The 18,953-nt window shown below is 39.8% G+C and carries 15 protein-coding genes; 2 read left to right on the top strand and 13 right to left on the bottom strand.

The features are described 5' to 3' along the window. Positions 1–331: 331 nt before the first annotated feature. Positions 332–1,510 (top strand): cation:proton antiporter, encoded by a 1,179-nt coding sequence (locus tag CQA40_RS08180; RefSeq protein WP_115520384.1) that lies wholly within the window; start codon positions 332–334, stop codon positions 1,508–1,510. 102 nt (positions 1,511–1,612) lie between these two features. Here the strand turns inward: CQA40_RS08180 and CQA40_RS08185 are convergent, their stop codons facing one another. The 3 genes from CQA40_RS08185 to CQA40_RS08195 all read right to left on the bottom strand — a co-directional run bounded on the left by CQA40_RS08185 (position 1,613) and on the right by CQA40_RS08195 (position 6,128). Next, positions 1,613–2,689, bottom strand: a complete 1,077-nt coding sequence (locus CQA40_RS08185) for a hypothetical protein (RefSeq protein ID WP_115520385.1) — start codon at positions 2,687–2,689, stop codon at positions 1,613–1,615. Positions 2,690–2,819: 130 nt separating this feature from the next. Beyond that, complete coding sequence (gene pntB / locus CQA40_RS08190; RefSeq protein WP_115520386.1) at positions 2,820–4,343, bottom strand: Re/Si-specific NAD(P)(+) transhydrogenase subunit beta; 1,524 nt, start codon at positions 4,341–4,343, stop codon at positions 2,820–2,822. Positions 4,344–4,352: 9 nt separating this feature from the next. After that, a complete protein-coding gene (locus CQA40_RS08195; RefSeq protein WP_115520387.1) occupies positions 4,353–6,128 on the bottom strand; it encodes a Re/Si-specific NAD(P)(+) transhydrogenase subunit alpha in 1,776 nt (591 codons plus the stop codon). Between the two features lie 549 nt (positions 6,129–6,677). On the opposite strand from CQA40_RS08195, the gene CQA40_RS08205 reads away from it, so the two are divergent. Beyond that, the gene (locus tag CQA40_RS08205) at positions 6,678–7,751 is read left to right on the top strand and encodes an outer membrane beta-barrel protein (RefSeq protein WP_258864513.1); all 1,074 of its coding nucleotides are present in this window, start codon (positions 6,678–6,680) and stop codon (positions 7,749–7,751) included. A gap of 97 nt (positions 7,752–7,848) precedes the next feature. Here the strand turns inward: CQA40_RS08205 and CQA40_RS08210 are convergent, their stop codons facing one another. The 10 genes from CQA40_RS08210 to CQA40_RS08255 form a co-directional block, all read right to left on the bottom strand. Further along, entirely contained in the window at positions 7,849–8,562 is a 714-nt protein-coding gene (locus CQA40_RS08210; protein WP_115520390.1) for a nucleotidyl transferase AbiEii/AbiGii toxin family protein, read from the bottom strand. After that, the gene (locus tag CQA40_RS08215) at positions 8,531–8,806 is read right to left on the bottom strand and encodes a hypothetical protein (protein WP_181882894.1); all 276 of its coding nucleotides are present in this window, start codon (positions 8,804–8,806) and stop codon (positions 8,531–8,533) included. Before CQA40_RS08215 ends, CQA40_RS08210 begins: the two co-directional genes overlap by 32 nt. Positions 8,807–8,873: 67 nt before the next feature. Beyond that, a complete protein-coding gene (locus CQA40_RS08220) occupies positions 8,874–10,091 on the bottom strand; it encodes a HipA domain-containing protein (RefSeq protein ID WP_115520391.1) in 1,218 nt (405 codons plus the stop codon). Between the two features lie 229 nt (positions 10,092–10,320). Then, a complete protein-coding gene (locus CQA40_RS08225; RefSeq protein ID WP_115520392.1) occupies positions 10,321–10,983 on the bottom strand; it encodes a metallophosphoesterase in 663 nt (220 codons plus the stop codon). Between the two features lie 9 nt (positions 10,984–10,992). Beyond that, complete coding sequence (locus CQA40_RS08230; protein ID WP_115520393.1) at positions 10,993–12,738, bottom strand: ABC transporter ATP-binding protein; 1,746 nt, start codon at positions 12,736–12,738, stop codon at positions 10,993–10,995. Positions 12,739–12,922: 184 nt separating this feature from the next. Beyond that, positions 12,923–13,141, bottom strand: coding sequence for a heavy-metal-associated domain-containing protein (locus CQA40_RS08235; RefSeq protein ID WP_115520394.1), 219 nt, complete (start codon positions 13,139–13,141; stop codon positions 12,923–12,925). A gap of 76 nt (positions 13,142–13,217) precedes the next feature. After that, positions 13,218–15,713, bottom strand: coding sequence for a cation-translocating P-type ATPase (locus CQA40_RS08240; protein WP_115520395.1), 2,496 nt, complete (start codon positions 15,711–15,713; stop codon positions 13,218–13,220). Between the two features lie 6 nt (positions 15,714–15,719). Further along, positions 15,720–17,351, bottom strand: a complete 1,632-nt coding sequence (locus CQA40_RS08245) for a 2-isopropylmalate synthase (protein WP_115520396.1) — start codon at positions 17,349–17,351, stop codon at positions 15,720–15,722. Between the two features lie 76 nt (positions 17,352–17,427). Continuing rightward, the gene (gene pssA / locus CQA40_RS08250) at positions 17,428–18,165 is read right to left on the bottom strand and encodes a CDP-diacylglycerol--serine O-phosphatidyltransferase (RefSeq protein ID WP_023927685.1); all 738 of its coding nucleotides are present in this window, start codon (positions 18,163–18,165) and stop codon (positions 17,428–17,430) included. A 187-nt stretch (positions 18,166–18,352) separates the two neighbouring features. Then, positions 18,353–18,946: a phosphatidylserine decarboxylase gene (locus CQA40_RS08255; protein WP_023927684.1), complete on the bottom strand. Its 594-nt coding sequence runs from the start codon at positions 18,944–18,946 to the stop codon at positions 18,353–18,355. Positions 18,947–18,953: the final 7 nt, after the last annotated feature.

Below are 18,953 nucleotides of genomic sequence, written 5' to 3' on the forward strand. Positions count from 1 at the left end.
GAGTGAGATTTATAAGATTTAGCCAAAATTAACAAGAAAAATAAACAAACAAAGTTCATAAAATTTTGATTTTTTGCCTAAAACATAAAAAATGCAATCAAATTAAATTCCAAGCAAATGCAATCACTCTTTTGTATTTTTGATTTTGTGCGTTTTTTGATTTTACTTTTATCGTTATTTTTATAGCCGTTTGCCAATCCCAAGTCAAAATCAAGCTAAAATCAAAGCAAAAAACTACCGATTTAGCAAAGGCTAGGAGCAAAAACTCTTAAAAGTCTTAAAACCACCAACTACCCAGCCTACAAAACCTCACAAGGAATCAAAGCCAAAAATGGAAAACATTCTGCTAGATATTTTTATCGCTTTTTCTATCATCGCTATTTGCATAGTCATAGCCCCCACACTTGCCAATCTCACGCGTATCCCCATAGTCGTAGTAGAAATGTTTTTGGGCTGTTTTGGTGTTTATTTTGGCGTGTTTAGCCATAGCGAAGCCTTTGATCTTATGGCAAAGGTTGGATTTTTGTTTTTGATGTTTTTGTGCGGGATGGAGGTGGATTTGCGCGGATTTAGCAGACTTGGCAAAAGATTTCTAAAAAGCGTGGTGGTGTATTTTGTCGTGCTATACGCACTCACAGCGATTATCGTGCTTGTATTGGAGCTACCAAATGTCTTTATAGCTGCACTTCCTGTGATGAGTCTTGGTATGATAATGACGCTGATAAAAGACTATGGCAAAGACAAACTTTGGCTAGAAATATCCCTAGCCGTAGGCGTGATAGGCGAAGTAATAAGTATTGCTATCCTAACCCTTATTAGCGGATTTTATCACTATGGCAATTCGTTGCGTTTGTATGAAAATCTAGCTGTGCTTTTGGTGTTTATGCTTGGAATAGTTGGGATTTTTTGGGTGTTTAAAATGCTGTTTTGGTGGTTTCCAAACTTCAAACTCTTTCTTATGCCTTATGATGATTTGAGCAATCGCGATATTAGATTTGTGGTTATGCTTTTTATTGTGTTTGTGGCATTGGTGCTGTTTCTTGACTTGGAAGCTGTGCTAGGGGCATTTTTGGCAGGGACGATTGTGGCGATATTTTTTTCTTACAAGCACGAGTTGGTTGGCAAACTAAATGAAATCGGGTTTGGGTTTTTTGTCCCGCTATTTTTTGTATATGTGGGAAGCACGCTAGATTTGAAGCTGATTTTGCAAAATCCTAGCTATGTTTTAGAGGGCGTATATATTGCGGTTGCTATGCTTATTTTGAGGCTTGTAGCGGCAAATATGGCGTTTTTTCGGTATTTTAAAAGTGCCAAAAGCACCACACTTTTTGCGCTAAGCCACGCTATGCCTTTGACTTTTCTTGTCGTTACTGCCAAAATCGCAGATGATTGGAATGCTATAAGCAAGGATATGTATTATGCGTTTTTGATAGCAGCGATGATAGAGGGCATAGCTTTTAGCATAATTATCAAATTTCTTTGGAATCTATGGAAAAAGCCCCATAAATAGCAAAATCTCAAAAAAGCATTAGCCTACGATACTAGCTCATTTTCTAGCTTTGCCTAGCTACAAAGTTCTTATAAAATCCACTATATTTTAGATTCTATTTGTTTATTTTTTATTCTGCTTGATTAAATAAGTGCTAGTATAAGGCGTTTCATCGACATTGTGCAAATGCTGCTTAAACTTTAGTGCCTCATTAAACTCATTTTTTTCGTTAGTAGACATTTTTGCTATCGCGGCTTGCTTTAGGGATTTTGCCCTATCTAGCTCTTTGGCTAAAACGCTAGCACTATCAGCTTTTGACGCTGCGCTTAAGTTGGCATAGCGAGTATCTAGCTCATCTATGATAGCCCCCCTGCTAAGCAAAGATTGATAAAAAAGATTTTCTAGCACATTACTATATGCGTTAAACTCACGCACTACAAAATCCTTGCTAGAATTTGTAAAAATGCTATTTAGATTCCCACTACTTATCGCTTTTTTTAGCGTTTGGCTAGCTTGGGTGTTTTGCGCCAAATACACACCATTATCAAGCAAAAACTCCAAAATCCTAGCTGCGTCTTTATCGCCCATTTTTACCGCGCTTAGCAGCGCATTTATCGCGCGAGTATTTACCCCCGCAAGTGCAAAGTGTGCATAAGACTCTACCAACGCCTTTGTGTCCTTAGCTACTAGCCCTACGCAAAGTAGCTCTTCGCCCACCCTTGCGCTAGAATCTAGCCATAAAATCTCTTTTATGTGATTTTGATTTTTTTCTGCATCGCTTGCAAAAGCAAAAGACAACGCACTTTTAGCAAAGTCAGCGCAAGCCTGACACTTTATCTCGCTATCATCTGTGGCTTGTATGGATTTGATTTGGTTTAGCAAGGAATGAAGTTGCAAAATATAGAGTTTGCCAAGAGTAGAATCTAGCGTAGCAAGTTTTTTGATGATTTCTGTGCTATTTGGCTGTTGTATGGATTGGGTGATTAGGCTTAGGGCTTGTTGTTCTTTTTGGGAGATTTTGTAGCTTTGTGGATATTGAGTGGCTTTTAGCTGACACTTTAGATTGCTAGCTTGCGAGGTAGATAGACACATTCCAAATGCTAAAAAAACGCTGTTTAAGATTTTGATAGCATTTTTGTCGTGGGATTTTAGAGGCTTTAGGGATTTTGTGATTTTTGAGATTCTTTGTCGTGCTGTCATTGTTTTGTCCTTATGCTTTAGTTTTGGCAGTTTGATTTTGCTAGTTTGATTTCTAAGATTGGCAAATACTTACAAAAATCTATACTTGCCTAGAATCTTTATTTGAGTTAGAATCTCTTTTGCAGATTTATTATTGCAATGCGCCCAAAATCGCCTCCACACTCTTTTTGGCATCGCCAAAAAGCATTTTGGTATTTTCTTTGAAAAATAGCGGATTTTGCACGCCCGCATAGCCCGTATTCATTGAGCGTTTAAACATTATCACATTCTTTGCTTTCCACACCTCAAGCACAGGCATACCTGCTATGGGACTATTTGGGTCATCTAGTGCGCTTGGGTTTACTGTGTCGTTTGCGCCGATGACTAGCACGACATCAGTGCTTGGGAAATCTGCGTTTATTTCCTCCATTTCTAGAACGATGTCATAAGGCACTTTTGCTTCTGCTAGCAATACATTCATATGCCCCGGGAGTCGCCCTGCCACAGGGTGTATGCCAAACCTCACTTCCACTCCTCTATCTTGGAGCTTTTTTGTCAAGTCATAGACAGGGTATTGGGCTTGTGCGACTGCTAGTCCATAGCCCGGGGTTATGATGACAGATTTTGCGTTTTCTAGCAGTGTGGCTACTTGCTCGGGGCTTATTTGTGTGTATTCTCCCCCCTCATCTGTGCTAGCACTTCCCCCATCTGTGCCAAACCCCCCTGCAATCACGCTGATAAATGAGCGATTCATCGCCTTGCACATAATGTATGAGAGAATCGCCCCAGAGCTACCCACAAGCGCACCTGTAACGATAAGCAAATCATTTCCTAGCATAAACCCCGCCGCAGCCGCAGCCCAGCCCGAATATGAGTTTAGCATAGACACAGCCACAGGCATATCCGCCCCACCGATAGAAGCGACTAAATGCCAGCCAAAGACAAGCGCGATAAATAGCATAGCACTTATAGCGATGATTTGTGGGAGCATATCATCGCTAGCTACAAACACGATAAGCGCGACAAATGACAAAATAAGCGCGGCTAGATTCCAATAATGTTTAAAAGGCAAGTTTAGCGGTGCGCCCGATAGGATTCCACGAAGTTTGCCAAACGCTACAAGCGAACCTGTGAAAGTAACCGCCCCGATAAACACACCCAAAAATACTTCGACTAGGTGGATTGGATTGGCACTTGCAGGATTGCCAATCTCATCAAGCCCAGCAGAATCCGCACCAAAAAATGGCAACATAAGCCCTAGCCCAAATTCTAGTCCAGAATCAAGCCCACTAGATTCTAGTTGCTCAACCAATCTGCTAGAATCTTGCAAATCGCCTATAAAGCTATTTAGCCCTACCAGCACAGCACAAAGCCCCACAAAGCTATGCAAAATCGCTACTAATTCGGGCATTTGTGTCATTTCTACCTTTTGGGCTAAAATCACTCCTATGCCACCGCCTAGTAGCATAGCTGCGATGATTAGAGCGAGATTGCCTATATCGCCACTAAGTATTGTCGCTAAGAGGGCTAAAGCCATACCTGCTATACCAAAAAGATTGCCTCTTTTCGCGCTTTTGTGTTGAGATAGTCCAGCAAGAGAGAGGATAAACAAAATCGAAGCAATGATATAAGCACCGTTTGTTAGGTTTGCATTGTCAAAAAAAGTATCAAACATTTTGCCTCCTTACTTCACATTGCTAGCTTTGGCACTGCTAGATTTAGCATTGCTAGACTTGGTAGTCTTGCTATCTTGCCTATCATCTCTATCAAGGCGAAACATTTTTAGCATTCGCTGTGTAACAAAAAATCCACCAAAAATATTGATACTAGCGATAAACACACCCACAAAAGCAAGTGCGCTAATTAGGCTTCCCTCGCCCATTTGTAGCAATGCCCCCACAACGATGATACCAGAAATGGCGTTTGTAACGCTCATTAGCGGGGTGTGAAGCGCGTGATTTACATTCCACACGACATAGTAGCCCACCACACAAGCAAGTGCAAACACCATAAAATGCGACAAAAACTCGCTCGGCGCATTTGCACAAATCCCAAAAAACGCCAAAATCGCTACAATCCCAAATCCAAGCGGTGCGTAGCTATAATATTTGTGCCAAATCTTTCTTAGAGGGCAAGATTTGCTAGAATCTGTGCTACTTTGCGTGCTATCCTTTTGTGCCAAATCCTCTTTTGCAGAGTCTTTTTTGCCAGATTTTGCCAAATTATCTGCGGGATTTTTTGTAGCAGAGACTTTTATAGGTGGTGGTGGGAAAGTGATTTGCCCGTCTTTGCACACACACGCACCGCGCAAAATCTCATCATCAAAATCAATCTCTAGCTTGCCCTCTTTGCCTTCTTTACTTTCTTTGCTTTCTTGGATAGCTTGGCTTTTTTCACACATTAGCTTTAGTAGATTTAGCACATTTGTCGCATATAGCTGTGAGCTTTGCGTAGGCAAGCGTGAGGGCAAATCCGTATAGCCAATGATTTTTACGCCATTTTTGCTAACTATTAGTTCATTTGCTTTTGTTAGCTCGCAGTTGCCACCGTTTTGGGCAGCCAAATCCACAATCACACTGCCCTGCCTCATAGATTCTACCATTTGCTTGGTGATGAGTTTGGGAGCGGGCTTGCCCGGGATAAGAGCGGTAGTGATGATAATGTCTACTTCTTTTGCCTGGGTGGCAAAAAGCTCCATTTCAGCTTTTATATAAGCATCACTCATTACCTTTGCGTAGCCATCACCCCCGCCCGCTTCCTCTTCTATGTTTATCTCCAAAAATTCCGCACCCATAGATTGCACCTGCTCTTTGACTTCAGGGCGCGTATCAAACGCCCTCACAACCGCACCCAAGCTATTTGCCGTGCCGATTGAGGCTAGTCCAGCTACCCCTGCACCGATGACTAGGACTTTTGCGGGTGGGATTTTGCCAGCAGCAGTGATTTGCCCACCAAAAAACCTCCCAAAAGCAAAGCTAGATTCGATTATAGCGCGATAGCCTGCGATATTTGCCATAGAGCTAAGCGCGTCCATACTTTGAGCGCGTGAGATTCTAGGGACGCAGTCCATACTAAGCGCGTTTATGCCTTGCGCGTTTAGGGATTCTAAAAGTGGCTTATCGTGCGCTATGCCAAGTAGCCCGATTAGAATCGCGCCTTTTTTTAGCTGTTTGATTTCTTCATCGCTTGGGGCATTTACTACTAGGACTATGTCGCTAGATAGGGCTTGATTTTGGGTGACGATTGTCGCGCCATTGTTTTGATACTCCTCATCGCTAAAGCCAGCTTTTGCCCCAGCACCTTTTGCCACCACTACGGTAAATCCTAGCTTTTGTAGCGCACTCACACTTGCAGGAGAGGCACTTACTCGTGCTTCGTTTTTTTGGCTTTCTTTTGGAATGCCTATTTGTGGGATACCGATTTGGGATTGCGATGTAGCTGTAAAAAGTGTTTGTTGCATTTTTTATCCTTAAGTTTTATGTTTCACACTTTTGGAGTTAGAGTAGTTTGGAGATTTCGCGGTGGGATTTGAAGTCTATGTGCTATGTTATAGCAGTTTTTTAAATATTTAGTTATGCCCAAATTAGCATTGTTTTTAAGTAAAGCTATGGCTTGTATATGAGGTATTTCGCTAATGCTAAATATGACAAAAGTTTGGGATTATGGCAAAATTAGCATTATGGCAAAGTTGGCATTGCACACCATAAAAATACACAATACAACACAATAAAACAATGCAAAACACAAAAAATCCCAAAATATTTTTCCATTTTTTTTTTTTTTTGTTTTAGTTGTGTTATAATCACACGATTTTTTGCAAAAAAGCACAAAATATCCACAAAGCGTTGATAAAGATTGGGTATGAAAAGCGTGAAAAACAAGAAAAACACTCAAGCTAACACAAACACAAAAGAAGCAAAAAGGAGATGAAAGGCTTACTACACAAAAAGACTGCAACCACACCCCAAACAATAATCCTAAACACACAAAGCTAAAACCTTTGGGTAAAGTGCTTTTGGCAAGTGCTTTTGCCCTAAGTATCGCAAACGCACAGCCTGAAGCGCAAAGTGAAGCACAAGCACCTGCTGATACCAAAGCCCAAGAAGCAACCAAAGAGGCGACACAAGAAGCGACAAATCAATCCGCGCAAGAAGCAGCAAGCGAAGCGACAAATGAGGCAAGCCAAGCACAAATGCCTAACCAAAAAGAGCCTGTGCAATCCACTAGCACGCCTTGTGGGGAGGGCTGCGGAGTGCCACACACACACACACAAGAAAGCGCAGACACGCTAGGCACAGGAGAAAACACCCAAGAGCAATTAGCCCAAGAGGAGCAAACTCGCCCCTTTGAAATCGAGCCTATGAATAAAGAAAAAAGTGGCGTGTTTGTGGGGCTAAGCATCGGTGTAGCATCTCTGAGCTACAATGGAGCTGTAAGCTATCTCGCCACTCCCACAGGTGGAGTGCAAAACACTTACACTTCATCAGCTTCACTAGATAGAGCCACAGGAATCTATGGAATCCTAGTGGGATACAAGCACGCTATCACAGGTGGATTTGGCTTGCGATATTATGCGGACTTCAACTACTCTTATGCACACCAAAACAAAATCTGGGGTATGAACTATAATTTAAATATCGATGGGCTACTAAATATCGTAGAGAAAAACAACAATTTCTTTGGGTTTTTTGCTGGTGTGGGGCTAGGAGCGCAGAGCTATGGCTGGAGCAATAAACTGCTAGAAAATATGCTAGAAGCAGCAGGAGATGCAGCTGGAAGTGGTGGCGTAACTACTGCACCCAAACAGCTTCCTACAAACTACAAAGGCAAGAAGTTTAGCAACCCAAAAACTAGCTTCAATGTCGCTATAAACTTCGGTGTGAGGGCAAATCTAGCCAAGCACCACGATGTCGAGCTGGGTGTTAGGTTTCGCCCTGTGAGAGCTACACTAGATGAGCAAAAAATGCTATCAAGTCCTACTAATGGTGGAGGAAACGGCAATGGCAACACAACAAAAGTAGGCACAAAAGCGGTAGTCGGCTCAAACTATGACATATTCTTCCGCTACAATTTTGTGTTTTAGTTTGGGGGGTTGGGATTTGGGGGTTAGAATCGCACGAAACCTTATGTGAGGGGATTTGGTTTTTTGCTGGGGGTTTGGAGAGGTATTGTGGTTGTTTTTAGTATATGCGTGTCAATAAATCTATTAGAATTTTGGGGGCATTTAAGGCTATTTCTTTGTATTCTTGGACGGGTTGCATCATTTCTATATCATTATGATGTTTTTCATAATTTAGCGTTTGTATAGCTGTTTTTAAGTCTTTTATGTCATTTTTATTGATTGATTCTTTTTCTAGTAAATTATCAATCAAATTAGGGTATTTTTGGATACTAGCAACAATATCAAAAATATCTCTTGTTTTATTATCAAGTTTTCTAAAGCGGATTTTATTTGCGATAATGTCCTCTATGGAATGAATATAGACACTTTGGCTGAAAAAAGATTTGGAATCATCTAATAATGCTTTTTCAATAAAAGGGCTAGCAAGTATATCTATCTTTATGTTTTCTTTTGTGCTAAAACCAATATGGTGGGCAAGCTCTGTGTAACTATCATTAAACTTTGAATTTTCTAAAATCCAAAGTTTTGGGCTAAAAAAGGAAAGATATTGTCTATCATCTACAAATAAATCAATATCAAAACTCCTCCTATGCGCTAGATAATACATTGTTAGTGCAGTTCCGCCACCAAAAGCTATGCCATCTTTTATAGCTCCTCTATTCACAGATTCATCAACGATTGGCAAAAACTGCTCTAGCGCGTATATTTGCTCTGCGCAATATGTTTTTATAAAATCCACATTACTTTGCGTAAGGTTTAATTGATAAGGCATAATCAATATTTTCTTTCGGTATATGTGGATATTCTTGCTTAAATAATTCTATTTCTTGTGGCTTTGCTTCTTCTTGCATTGTTGTGATTGCATATTTTTCAAGGCTGGTTAGAGAATTTTCCTTTTCTTTGATATGCAAAAATAAATCGCACAAACGCTTAATGCTTAGATGATTTCGTTTATTGCCTATGGAACAATTTATCGTAAGCAACAGCATCGGATTTGGTTTTTTAACTTTTTTCATTTTTATTTTCCTTTTTTTTAGACACCTACATTTTGGCAAGATTATAATACTTTTTTTGCAGAAATTGCTAAATCTCCTTATTTTTTTGACATTTATCATAACTATCTAAAAGTTTATTTCTAAAATCCTTAAAACTCATAGCAATTTCTACATTTCTTGTGGGGTGCTTCTTTAGTATATCGCTTAATTTTTTGATATATTCAGGGTATTTGTTTAGATAAGTATCTAGTATTTGATTTAGGTTTTCTCTAGTTTGTGTAAAATCAACTCCTAGATTTTGACTGATTGAGTGAAAATCATCGATTTTTATATTGTTTTGCTTGTTGTTGATTAGCAAGAGGCATTGAGTATTTTCTAGCTTTCTTATGGGATAAATATTTAAAATGTCATAAGCTGGACTTAATTTAAGTTTGTTATCTTTAAATACAAAACTGATATTTTTTTTGTGCAAGTCGTTGTTGTGTAGCAAAGCATTTGCATAGATATATCTTATAAATTTTATTTTTTCTGTATTATCTAGCCTATCTCGCAGAAAAGTTGCTATGTCCTCAATATTTCCTATTTCTTTTCTTTTGCTTTTTGTTAGTGCATTAAGCGTTATTTGTGGCATTTTATTGCCATTTTCATCTATATCAAATCGCTTAACCACATAATGAAACTCTCCAAAATGTCTATCACAAACAAGCGCGTTAAAAGGCACTTCAAACCCAAATTCGCGCATAAAACTCATATTTAGATGTTCATTTACTGCTAGATTTGAGTATTCCTCATTATCAGGCTTTAGGATAAAATCTCCATAATTTTCTGCAATTACATTATTTGTAATGCTTACTTGAAGTTTGTGCTGCGCACCACTTAGTGATAAAACTTGGATTCCATTATTTTTTGGGTCAATATCCCTGCTTGGATACAATGCGCTTGGATTTATATCGATTTGACAATCTAGTATCTTTGGAAATACACAATCTAGTGATAGATTTGACATAATTGGCTTATCAAAATTTGTTTTTGTGCTTAAATGTGAAAAATCAAAATCCCCGATAGTATTTCTAAGGTAGGGCAAAAGCTCAATAGGGTTTTCTACATTAAAACTTTTTTGCATTATTTTTAAATCTATACCCTCTGGCAAAATATCCAAAATCTCATTTATCTCATCATTTGCTAGGACAAAACTATTATTTTTGAGCAAATAATATTCTCCGCTTAGCAACTTCGCATAGAGTTTGTGCTGCTTGTAGATATATGTTTCATTTGTTTGATTTTTATTACTTAGAATTGATGGCATAAATTGTCCTTATGATTCTTTGGATATATAATTCCCAATATTGCCTATGCCTAAAAACTTCTATCCTCAAATGACTTTTAACGAACTTGTGAAATTCTATTGCGTAAAATATTTTTAATAACTGCTTGGATTATAACACAAAACCTAAATTTTATGAATCTTAAAATCTAGCACCCTTTAAACTATGCTTTTGCAGAAAAAGAATAAACCACGATAAGTAAGGACACAGTTAGTGCATACTAAGCACTTGAGATAATCTCACAGGGCGAAACTCTGTCTCCTCACAGCTGACATTTATGCAGAATTTATTATGCGTTTTTTTAGAGTGCGTATGTCCGTGTATGTTTAAGCTACATTCACTTAGCCGATACGCCTCATCTAGCACATCTCGCGCTTCCCAAAATCTATCATTACTCTTGCGATTCATCACGGGAAAATGGCTAAACATTATCCGCTCTTTACCTATATCTAGCACGATAGCGTTTGCATAGATATTTTTGACTTGCTCTTTGCCAAATTTTTCTACTAGCCTACGCAAGATTTTGTTTTTGTGCGGGATTTGTAGCTTTAGCTTTTTGCAGACTTGCCATTCCTCCATTTCCTGCACTCGCCAAAATTTACCAATGTCGTTGTTGCCAACAAGCAGGATTTTGTCCCCGCTTAGCTTTGGCAAGTATTTATACCCATCATCAAAATACAAATCCCCCAAATGCAGCACTTTATCGCCACGATTTACCACTGTGTTCCACTCATATACGGTCAAATCCTCAAACACCTTAAAAGGACTTCTTTTGAGTGCTTCTTTGCGAGAGGGCTCTTTTTTCATCACGGCTTTATGCCCGAAATGAGAATCCGAAATCAAAAAAGTATCAAGGTTTATGTTGTATTTCATTGTTTTTTGCTATTGCTCTTTTTGCAATTCTTGGCTTAGGGCTTCATCACGGAAAAACTCTTCAGGTGTGTTGATATGCGTGATGAGTCCATTTTCTAGGTGGTAGATTCTGCTTGCAAGCGAAATCGTGCTAGGGCGATGAGCGATTAGGATAATGATTTTATCTTGCTTTATGGATTCTATGGTTTTGCGTATTTCCTCCTCTGTCTTTATGTCTAGAGCGGAAGTGGCTTCATCAAATATAAGCACATCGCTATTTTTATAAATCGCCCTTGCAATGGCTATGCGCTGTCTTTGCCCGCCACTTAGGTTTGTGCCAAACTCATCAAGCCTTGCTTCTATCCCGCCCTCAATACTTTGGATAAAATCCCACATTTGAGCTTTTTTTAGCGCGTCTATCACGCGCTCATCATCTATCGTGCTTCCATAAGCGACATTTGCCGCAATCGTGTCATTAAAAATAAAGATTCTTTGCGTAACGATACTGATATTATCACGCACGGATTTTTGGGTAAATTCTTTTGTATCCACACCATTTATCAAAATCCTCCCACTACTTGGCTCATAAAGTCGCAAAATCATATTTACAAGCGAGCTTTTGCCAGAGCCAGATTTGCCAACAAGCGCGATTATCTCATTTCTAGCCACTTGCAAACTTACGCCATTTAGGGCTGCGACTTCATCATAGCTAAGTTTGGCGTTTTCTACCTGTATAGATTCTATGGGTTTATTTAGCGTGCGATTCCCATCGATTATGGTTGGTCGCAAATCCATAATATAAGCGATTCTCTCCCCTGCTACAAGTGCGCTTTGAAAGCTCATAAAAATCCCAACTAGCCTTTTTATAGGTGTCCAAAGCATAAATAATGCCGCAGTAAAAGCACCAAACTCGCCAACCGTCATTCGCTCCTGTATGACTTCATTTCCACCTACAAAGATAACCAAGCCTATGGCGATTGCACCCAAAAACTCCATTAAAGGTGTGTTGATTCCACCGATTAGCACGCCTTTAATGCCTAGCTTAAAAAGGATTTTGTTTTCTTTTTTGTAATGCTCTAATTCTAGTTGCTCGCCATTGTTTGCTTTGATGATTTCAGCACTAGAGAAAATCTCGGTAAGTTTTGAGGCAATATCTGCACCTTTGTGCACACCTTTGCGAGTTAGACGCTTGACGTGGCGCATAAGGATAATCACAGGCACGACAGAAAAAGGTAACACCACAAATGAATAAAACGCAAGCATAGGACTTTGGTAAATCACAACCACGATAAGCCCCACAATAGTAAAAGCCTCGCGGACAAAATCTGTGCAGTAGTTTGCCACTGCTGCACGCACCATTTCTATATCACTCGTTAGTCGTGCGAGTAGCTCGCCTGTCCGCATTTTGTTGAAAAACTGCAAATCAAGTCGCAAGGTATGCTCTAGCACATCTTCGCGGATTCTCCGCACAATGTCAGAGCCTATGTAGTTTATAAAGAAATTTTGGGCATAAGAGCCAATCCCTTTGGCAAAATACGCCACAACCACCAAAAACGGCACGATAGTTAGCATTTTTGCATCTTTGTTTAGAAATATGTCATCAAGGGCGGGTTTGATAAGATAGGCAGAGCCAGCCGTCCCAGCTGCTGTTATGGAGCTAGAAATAACGACTAAGAAAAAAAACAAATAATAGTCTTTTATGTAAGGATAAAATCGTTTATAAAAACTTTTTAGCGTTACTTTGGGGGGATTTGTGGTTTGTGTAGCGTTTTGCATTTTTTGCCTTTTGTTATATCTTTTGTAGATTTTATGCAAATTTGCAGACTTCGGACTTGTGGATAAAACTTGTAGATGAAATTGTAGCACTATGATTTTAATGCGAGATTTTGGAGTGCAAGATTTTGGAAGCGAAAATTTTGAATGCTAGATTTTGGGCTATGGATTTTGCTTTTTTGGGATTTTATTCTAGCACTTCATAGCCACAATCTAGGATTTCCTCTTTTATCGCTTCAATACTAGCTGGCGTGTCAAACTCGATTTTGACAATCCCATTTCCCTGCATTTTTATCACTTCCACTTCTATGTGCTCTACGCCTTTTATGCCCTTTAGAATAGCTTTTACTTTGCTTGCGCAGTTTTCACAATGGATACCGCTGACTTTTAGAGTGAGATTTTGCATAGTTGCTCCTTTTTGTTTTGGTTTTTATCGCGTTTTATATTTTTTGGTGGGGTATTTTATCTAAATCCTATTTGATTTATCCAAATCGCCACAATCTTTGCGCGTTTAAAACCACGCTAAGGCTACTAGCACTCATTGCAAATGCTGCAATCATAGGATTTAGAAGCACACCAAATCCATATAGCGCACCGCACGCTAGTGGGATACAAAGCGCGTTATAACAAAACGCCCAAAATAGATTTTGCTTGATATTTGCTAGCACTGCTTTGCTTAAGCTAATCGCATAGTAGATTTTGCCTAAATCGTGGCTATAAATGATAATATCCGCGCTTTTTTCGCTTACCTCACTTGCTTCTTTGAAACTTAACGAAATATCGCTTGCTTGCAGTGCACCCACATCATTTACGCCATCGCCTATCATCATTATAAGATTTTGGGTGTTTGTGGAATCTTTTTGTGCAAATTTTTGTGTGGATTTTTGACTTAGATTTTTGATAAATTCTAGCTTGTCTTTTGGGCTAGCTTGCGCGATAAAATCATCTATTTGCAACTCTTGTGCTACGCGACTAACATTGCTAGTAATATCCCCACTTAAGATATGTGGCGTGATATTGTGCTTTTTTAGCGATTCTATTAGCAAAAAAGCCTCGCTTTTTATGCTATCTTGCAGATAAATCACACCTAAGATTTTGTATGTGTTGTCTTGGTTTTGCACTCCTAGATACACACAAATCGCGTCTTTTTCAAACGATTTTAGAGATATGCTAGAATCTAATTTTTTGAAAAACTTTTCACTTCCTAGCGCAAAAACTTGCCCCTTTTTATTGCCTGCTTCTTGCATTGTGGCTTTTATGCCTAGCCCTGCATAAGCGACAAAATCGCTAAAATCATAGCTCTTATTAGTCACGCCTTGTGTAGCGGCTTTTATGAGGGCTTTTGCGATGATATGCTCACTACCTCTCTCTATGCTCGCACTCATAGCCAAAATCTCATCTTTTGATAGCTCACCCAAAGACAGCACTTCACGCACTTCTAGGGCAGAATCTGTAAGCGTGCCTGTTTTGTCAAATACGACATCGCTGACCTTTGAAGCGATTTCAAAACTTTGCGCGTTTTTGAAAAATACGCCATTTTTGTTTGCTAGGGCATTGCCTATCATCACTGCTAGCGGTGTGGCTAGCCCCAAAGCACAAGGGCAAGAAATCACTAGAGTACTGATAAAAATCTCAAAGCCAAAGCTAAAATCTTTTGCCACACTCCAAATACCGCCTGCAATAAGCGCGATAACAATCACAGCGGGGACAAATACACTTGCGACTTTATCAGCTATGCGTGAAATGTGTGGCTTAGAAGTGATAGCCTCCTCTATGAGTGCTATCATCGCGCTTAGGCTGCTATTTTTTGCGCTAGAAGTCGCACGCATTATAAATGCTTGTGTGGTGTTTAGCGAGCCTGCAAAAAGTGGGGAATCTATACTTTTTGGCACGGGCAAAACCTCCCCGCTTAGCATTGACTCATCTATGGCGCAATCCCCGCTAGCCACCACGCCATCGACAGGGACAAAGCTATAAGGCAAAACCTTTAGCAAATCGCCCTCTTTGATAGAATCTATGGGGATATTTGACTCTACTTTATGCGTGAGGGAATCTAGCTTTATGGCGTTTTTGACATTGCGCGATAAAAGCGCGTTTATCACTTCGTTTGCTTGGGATTTCGCACTTGATTCTAAGGATTTGCCACAAAGCACAAATGTGATAATCACACAAATGCTCTCAAAATATAAATGTGGTATCTCTCCACCGTGTGTATGAAAAATCAAAAGCCACAAGCTATATGCAAACGCGCTTGTGGTGCTAATAGCGATTAGAGAATCCATAGTAGGTGTGCAGGCAAAAAGCGTAGCAAAGCCTTTGAAATAAAAATCCCTCCCCATATGTGCGACAATGAGCGTGCAAATAATCTGTGTGGCGATATTTATACCAAAATCATCAAATGGCGCAATAAGCACGCTAGAGCTAAACATAGGAAACATTGATAAATATAGCACAAGAAGTGTGGCAAGCACACTACACAAAATCCGCAATTTTGGTGGCAAAAGCCTTTTGTCAAGGGAATTAAAAAAAGTGATAAAAAAGCGAAGTTTTTTTAAGATTTGGTTTATAGGTTTTGCTGTGGTTTGTGTGTGTATCGCAGTGGGATTTGTGCCTAGAATAGTCGCACTAGATTTTGTAAAATCTAGTTTTTGCTTTGGGGTAGAATCTGCCATAAAGGGCGAAAATCCTAGCTTTGAGATAAGGGCAAAAATATCATCTAGCCTAGCTTTTGTGCTATCGTATTTGACAATGGCAGATTTTGTGATTAGGTTTATTTGAGCGGATTTTATAAAATCTTTGCGAGATAGCGCACGCTCTATGCTTGCGCTACACGCCGCACAGCTCATACCCTCAATATAAAACTTCGCACTACAAACCCCCTCCGTGCTTACTTCTTGTGCACCACTAGCTAAAGTCCCTGCTAAATTTTCTTGTGATGAAAAATCCATATATGTATCTCTGCCAAAATCTTTTTTCACAAATTTTTATTTTGCCAAAAAGTTTTTTCCCAAAAAGTTTTTCATAGAAAGATAGCTATTTAGCGCAGAGATATATGCTTTTGCAGTTGCGCTCATCGTGTCAATGTCTATGCCGTGTCCTATCATTGCTTTTTTGGCGTCCTCAAAAGCGACCTTGACTACGACTTTGGCTAGGGCGTCTTTGCCTTTGCTTACGGATTCTACCTTGTAGTCAAGCAAATGCCCGCTAATATCACTAATCCTATCAATACTTTTTAGCACGCAATCTACCGCGCCATTTCCAAGTGCGGAATCGCTGTATTCTACCTCTTTTATCTGCTTTTTAGAATCTGATTCTAGCTTGCTGATACTCACAGCAGCGCAAAATTTACCGCTGCTACACGCGCTTACTTGAAGTAAATTTAGGCTAAATACTTGAGGAATATGGCTTGATTGCTCACGCAAAATCGCGCTAATATCCTCATCAAAGACTTCTTTTTTGCTATCGCAAAGTTGCTTAAATTTACCAAAAGCGACTTGGATTTCCTCATCATTTAGCGCAAACCCTAGTTCTTTTATTTTGTCTTTAAATGCCGCCCTACCCGAGTGCTTGCCCAAAATCAATCCACTAGAATCTGGTATGCCAATATCGCTAGGACGCATAATCTCATAAGTCTCTGGGTTTTTTAGCACGCCATCTTGGTGGATTCCGCTCTCGTGTGCAAATGCGTTTTTGCCTACGATAGCTTTGTTTGGCTGTGGGCGGATACCTGTTATGTCGGCTACTAGCTTACTTGTGGTATAAATCTCTTTGGTATTTATGCGCGTATCAAGTGAATTTTTGCTAGGCTTTTTATCAAGAGCAGAACCTATCCCAAACAAATCTTTTCGTGTCTTTAGTATCATTACGATTTCTTCTAGTGCGGTATTGCCTGCTCTCTCACCCAAACCATTTATAGTGCACTCTACCTGTCGCACACCACTTTGTATCGCAGCGATAGAGTTTGCCACTGCTAGCCCCAAGTCATTATGACAATGCGTAGATAGCAATGCTTTCTCGCCAAATCTCTCATAAAGGAAGCTGTGGATTTCACTCATAAATGAAGCGATTTCATTTGGCAAGCGATAGCCAACAGTATCTGGGAGATTTATCGTGCTAGCCCCTGCTTCAATCACAGCTGGCAAGATTTCTTTTAAAAACCCTATATCACTTCTAAGTGCGTCCTCACAGCTAAACTCCACATCTTCGCATAAAGACTTTGCAAGTCCTACGGCATTGATAGCGCGTTTGATGACTTCATTTGGTGGGAGTTTTAGTTTGTATTGCATATGGATTGGGCTTGTGGCGATAAAGGTGTGGATTCTTTTTAGTTTGGCTGGGGTTATCGCCTTTGCCGCTGCTTCTATGTCGCTATCTACCGCGCGAGCAAGTGAGCAAACGCTCGTAGTAGTAAGCCTTGAAGCGATTTGGTGTATGGCTTCAAAATCTCCCGGACTAGAAGCTGCAAACCCCGCTTCGATGACATCTACGCCTAGTTTTTCTAGCTGCAATGCGATTTGGATTTTTTCCTCAATATTCATCGAAGCCCCGGGGCTTTGCTCCCCATCTCGCAATGTCGTATCAAATATGATGATTCTATCATTTGTTGTGTTTTTCATTGTTTTTCCTTTTTTAGAATCCTAGAGATTCTTTGAGTGAAGCGCGGATTTCGCGCTAAAAGTGTTTATTTATTTTTTAGCATTTTTTAAGGAGGACTTTGCACATAAGCACGATAAATCGAATAATGCCATAAAGCATATATCCGCTTAAAAGAGCGCAAAAAATCTCCACATAAAATTTTGAACTAATAATCGCCGCAAGGGCGATTAGCAAGATGACAAATAGCTTTAGATTCCACCGCAATTTTTTAAAGCTAGGATAGCGGATATTGCTTACCATTAGAATGCTTAACAAAAATGCCAAAATAAGGAGCGCGTAGCTGAACTTGGGTGCTAAAAATCCATAACGCAAATCAAGCAAAATCCAAAGCACCAAAATCACCGCTGCACTAGGTATGGGAAGCCCTATGAATGTATTTGGCTCGGTGTTGCTTGTCGTTACATTAAACCTCGCTAAGCGAATCGCACCAAATATAACAAATAGCGCGCAAACAAAAATGCGATATAGTCCATAATCTCCGTCAAATCCGTAGCTTGAGCCGATTTGTGGAATGTAGTAATAAAGCAACATAGCAGGTGCTACGCCAAAGGCTACAATATCTGCTAGAGAATCAAACTCCACGCCAAACTTGCTAGTAGTGTGTGTAAGCCTAGCCACCCTACCATCAAGTCCATCAAATACCATAGCAAGCACGATAAGCCACGCCGCTAGCTCAAAGCGTGTGTTTGAAGCAAGCATAATGCTTACTATTCCGCAAAAGATTCCCCCTGCGGTAAATAGGTTTGGCAAGATAAAAAGAGGGTTTATATTCATCGCCTTATCCTTATGATTTTACTAACTTCTGCTAGGTTTTGCAGATTTAGCTATGTTTTTGTGCTTGCAAGTTTTAGCTTAATACGCGGCTTGCAAGTTTAAGAAAAGCATTACAAGATTTTATGCCCCTTGTCTTTTTTCTAAATTTTTGCAATTTTTATCAGGTGCTTTTTGCATTTTGATGACTTTAGCGTAGATTTCCCACCACGCTCACGCCTGCTTGGATTTTGTCCCCAATCCTGCTTATCATCTCTATATTGCCATAAACACGCATTTTTACTTCGCCCACTTTCATAAAGCCGATTCTATCGCCCGCTTTGTATTCGATAGGTGCATAAAACGAAGAATGCCTAAAAATGCGTGGTAAAAGCATAATTTCAAAGTTTTTGCTTTTTGCGTGCAGGCTTTCATTTAGGCTTTCATTTAGCGGAGAAAAATACGCCAAAAGCCCTGCTTGCTTAGAAATAGATAGCTCCTTACAATTCGTAGGTGCACGCACCAAGCCCACATCAAAAAACCCCACCTTGATATGTATGCAAACACCATTATCTAATTGCTCAATATTGCTGATATAGCCATCTATCGGGGCTAAGACAATGTCTTTGCCTTGCTGCAAAGCAATTCGCTCAGGATTTCTATAAGCCCAAATCCAAGCCAAAAGTCCCAAAACACCGATAAATGTCCCAAATGAAAAATCAAAAAACCAGCAAAAAACTATCCAAATCCCAAGAGCAAAAAGTCCATTAAAGCTTTCTTTTGTAATGATTTGCGTGTTGTTCATTTTAGCT

The sequence above is a fragment of the Helicobacter sp. MIT 01-3238 genome, from assembly GCF_003364135.1.
GTDB lineage: Bacteria > Campylobacterota > Campylobacteria > Campylobacterales > Helicobacteraceae > Helicobacter_B.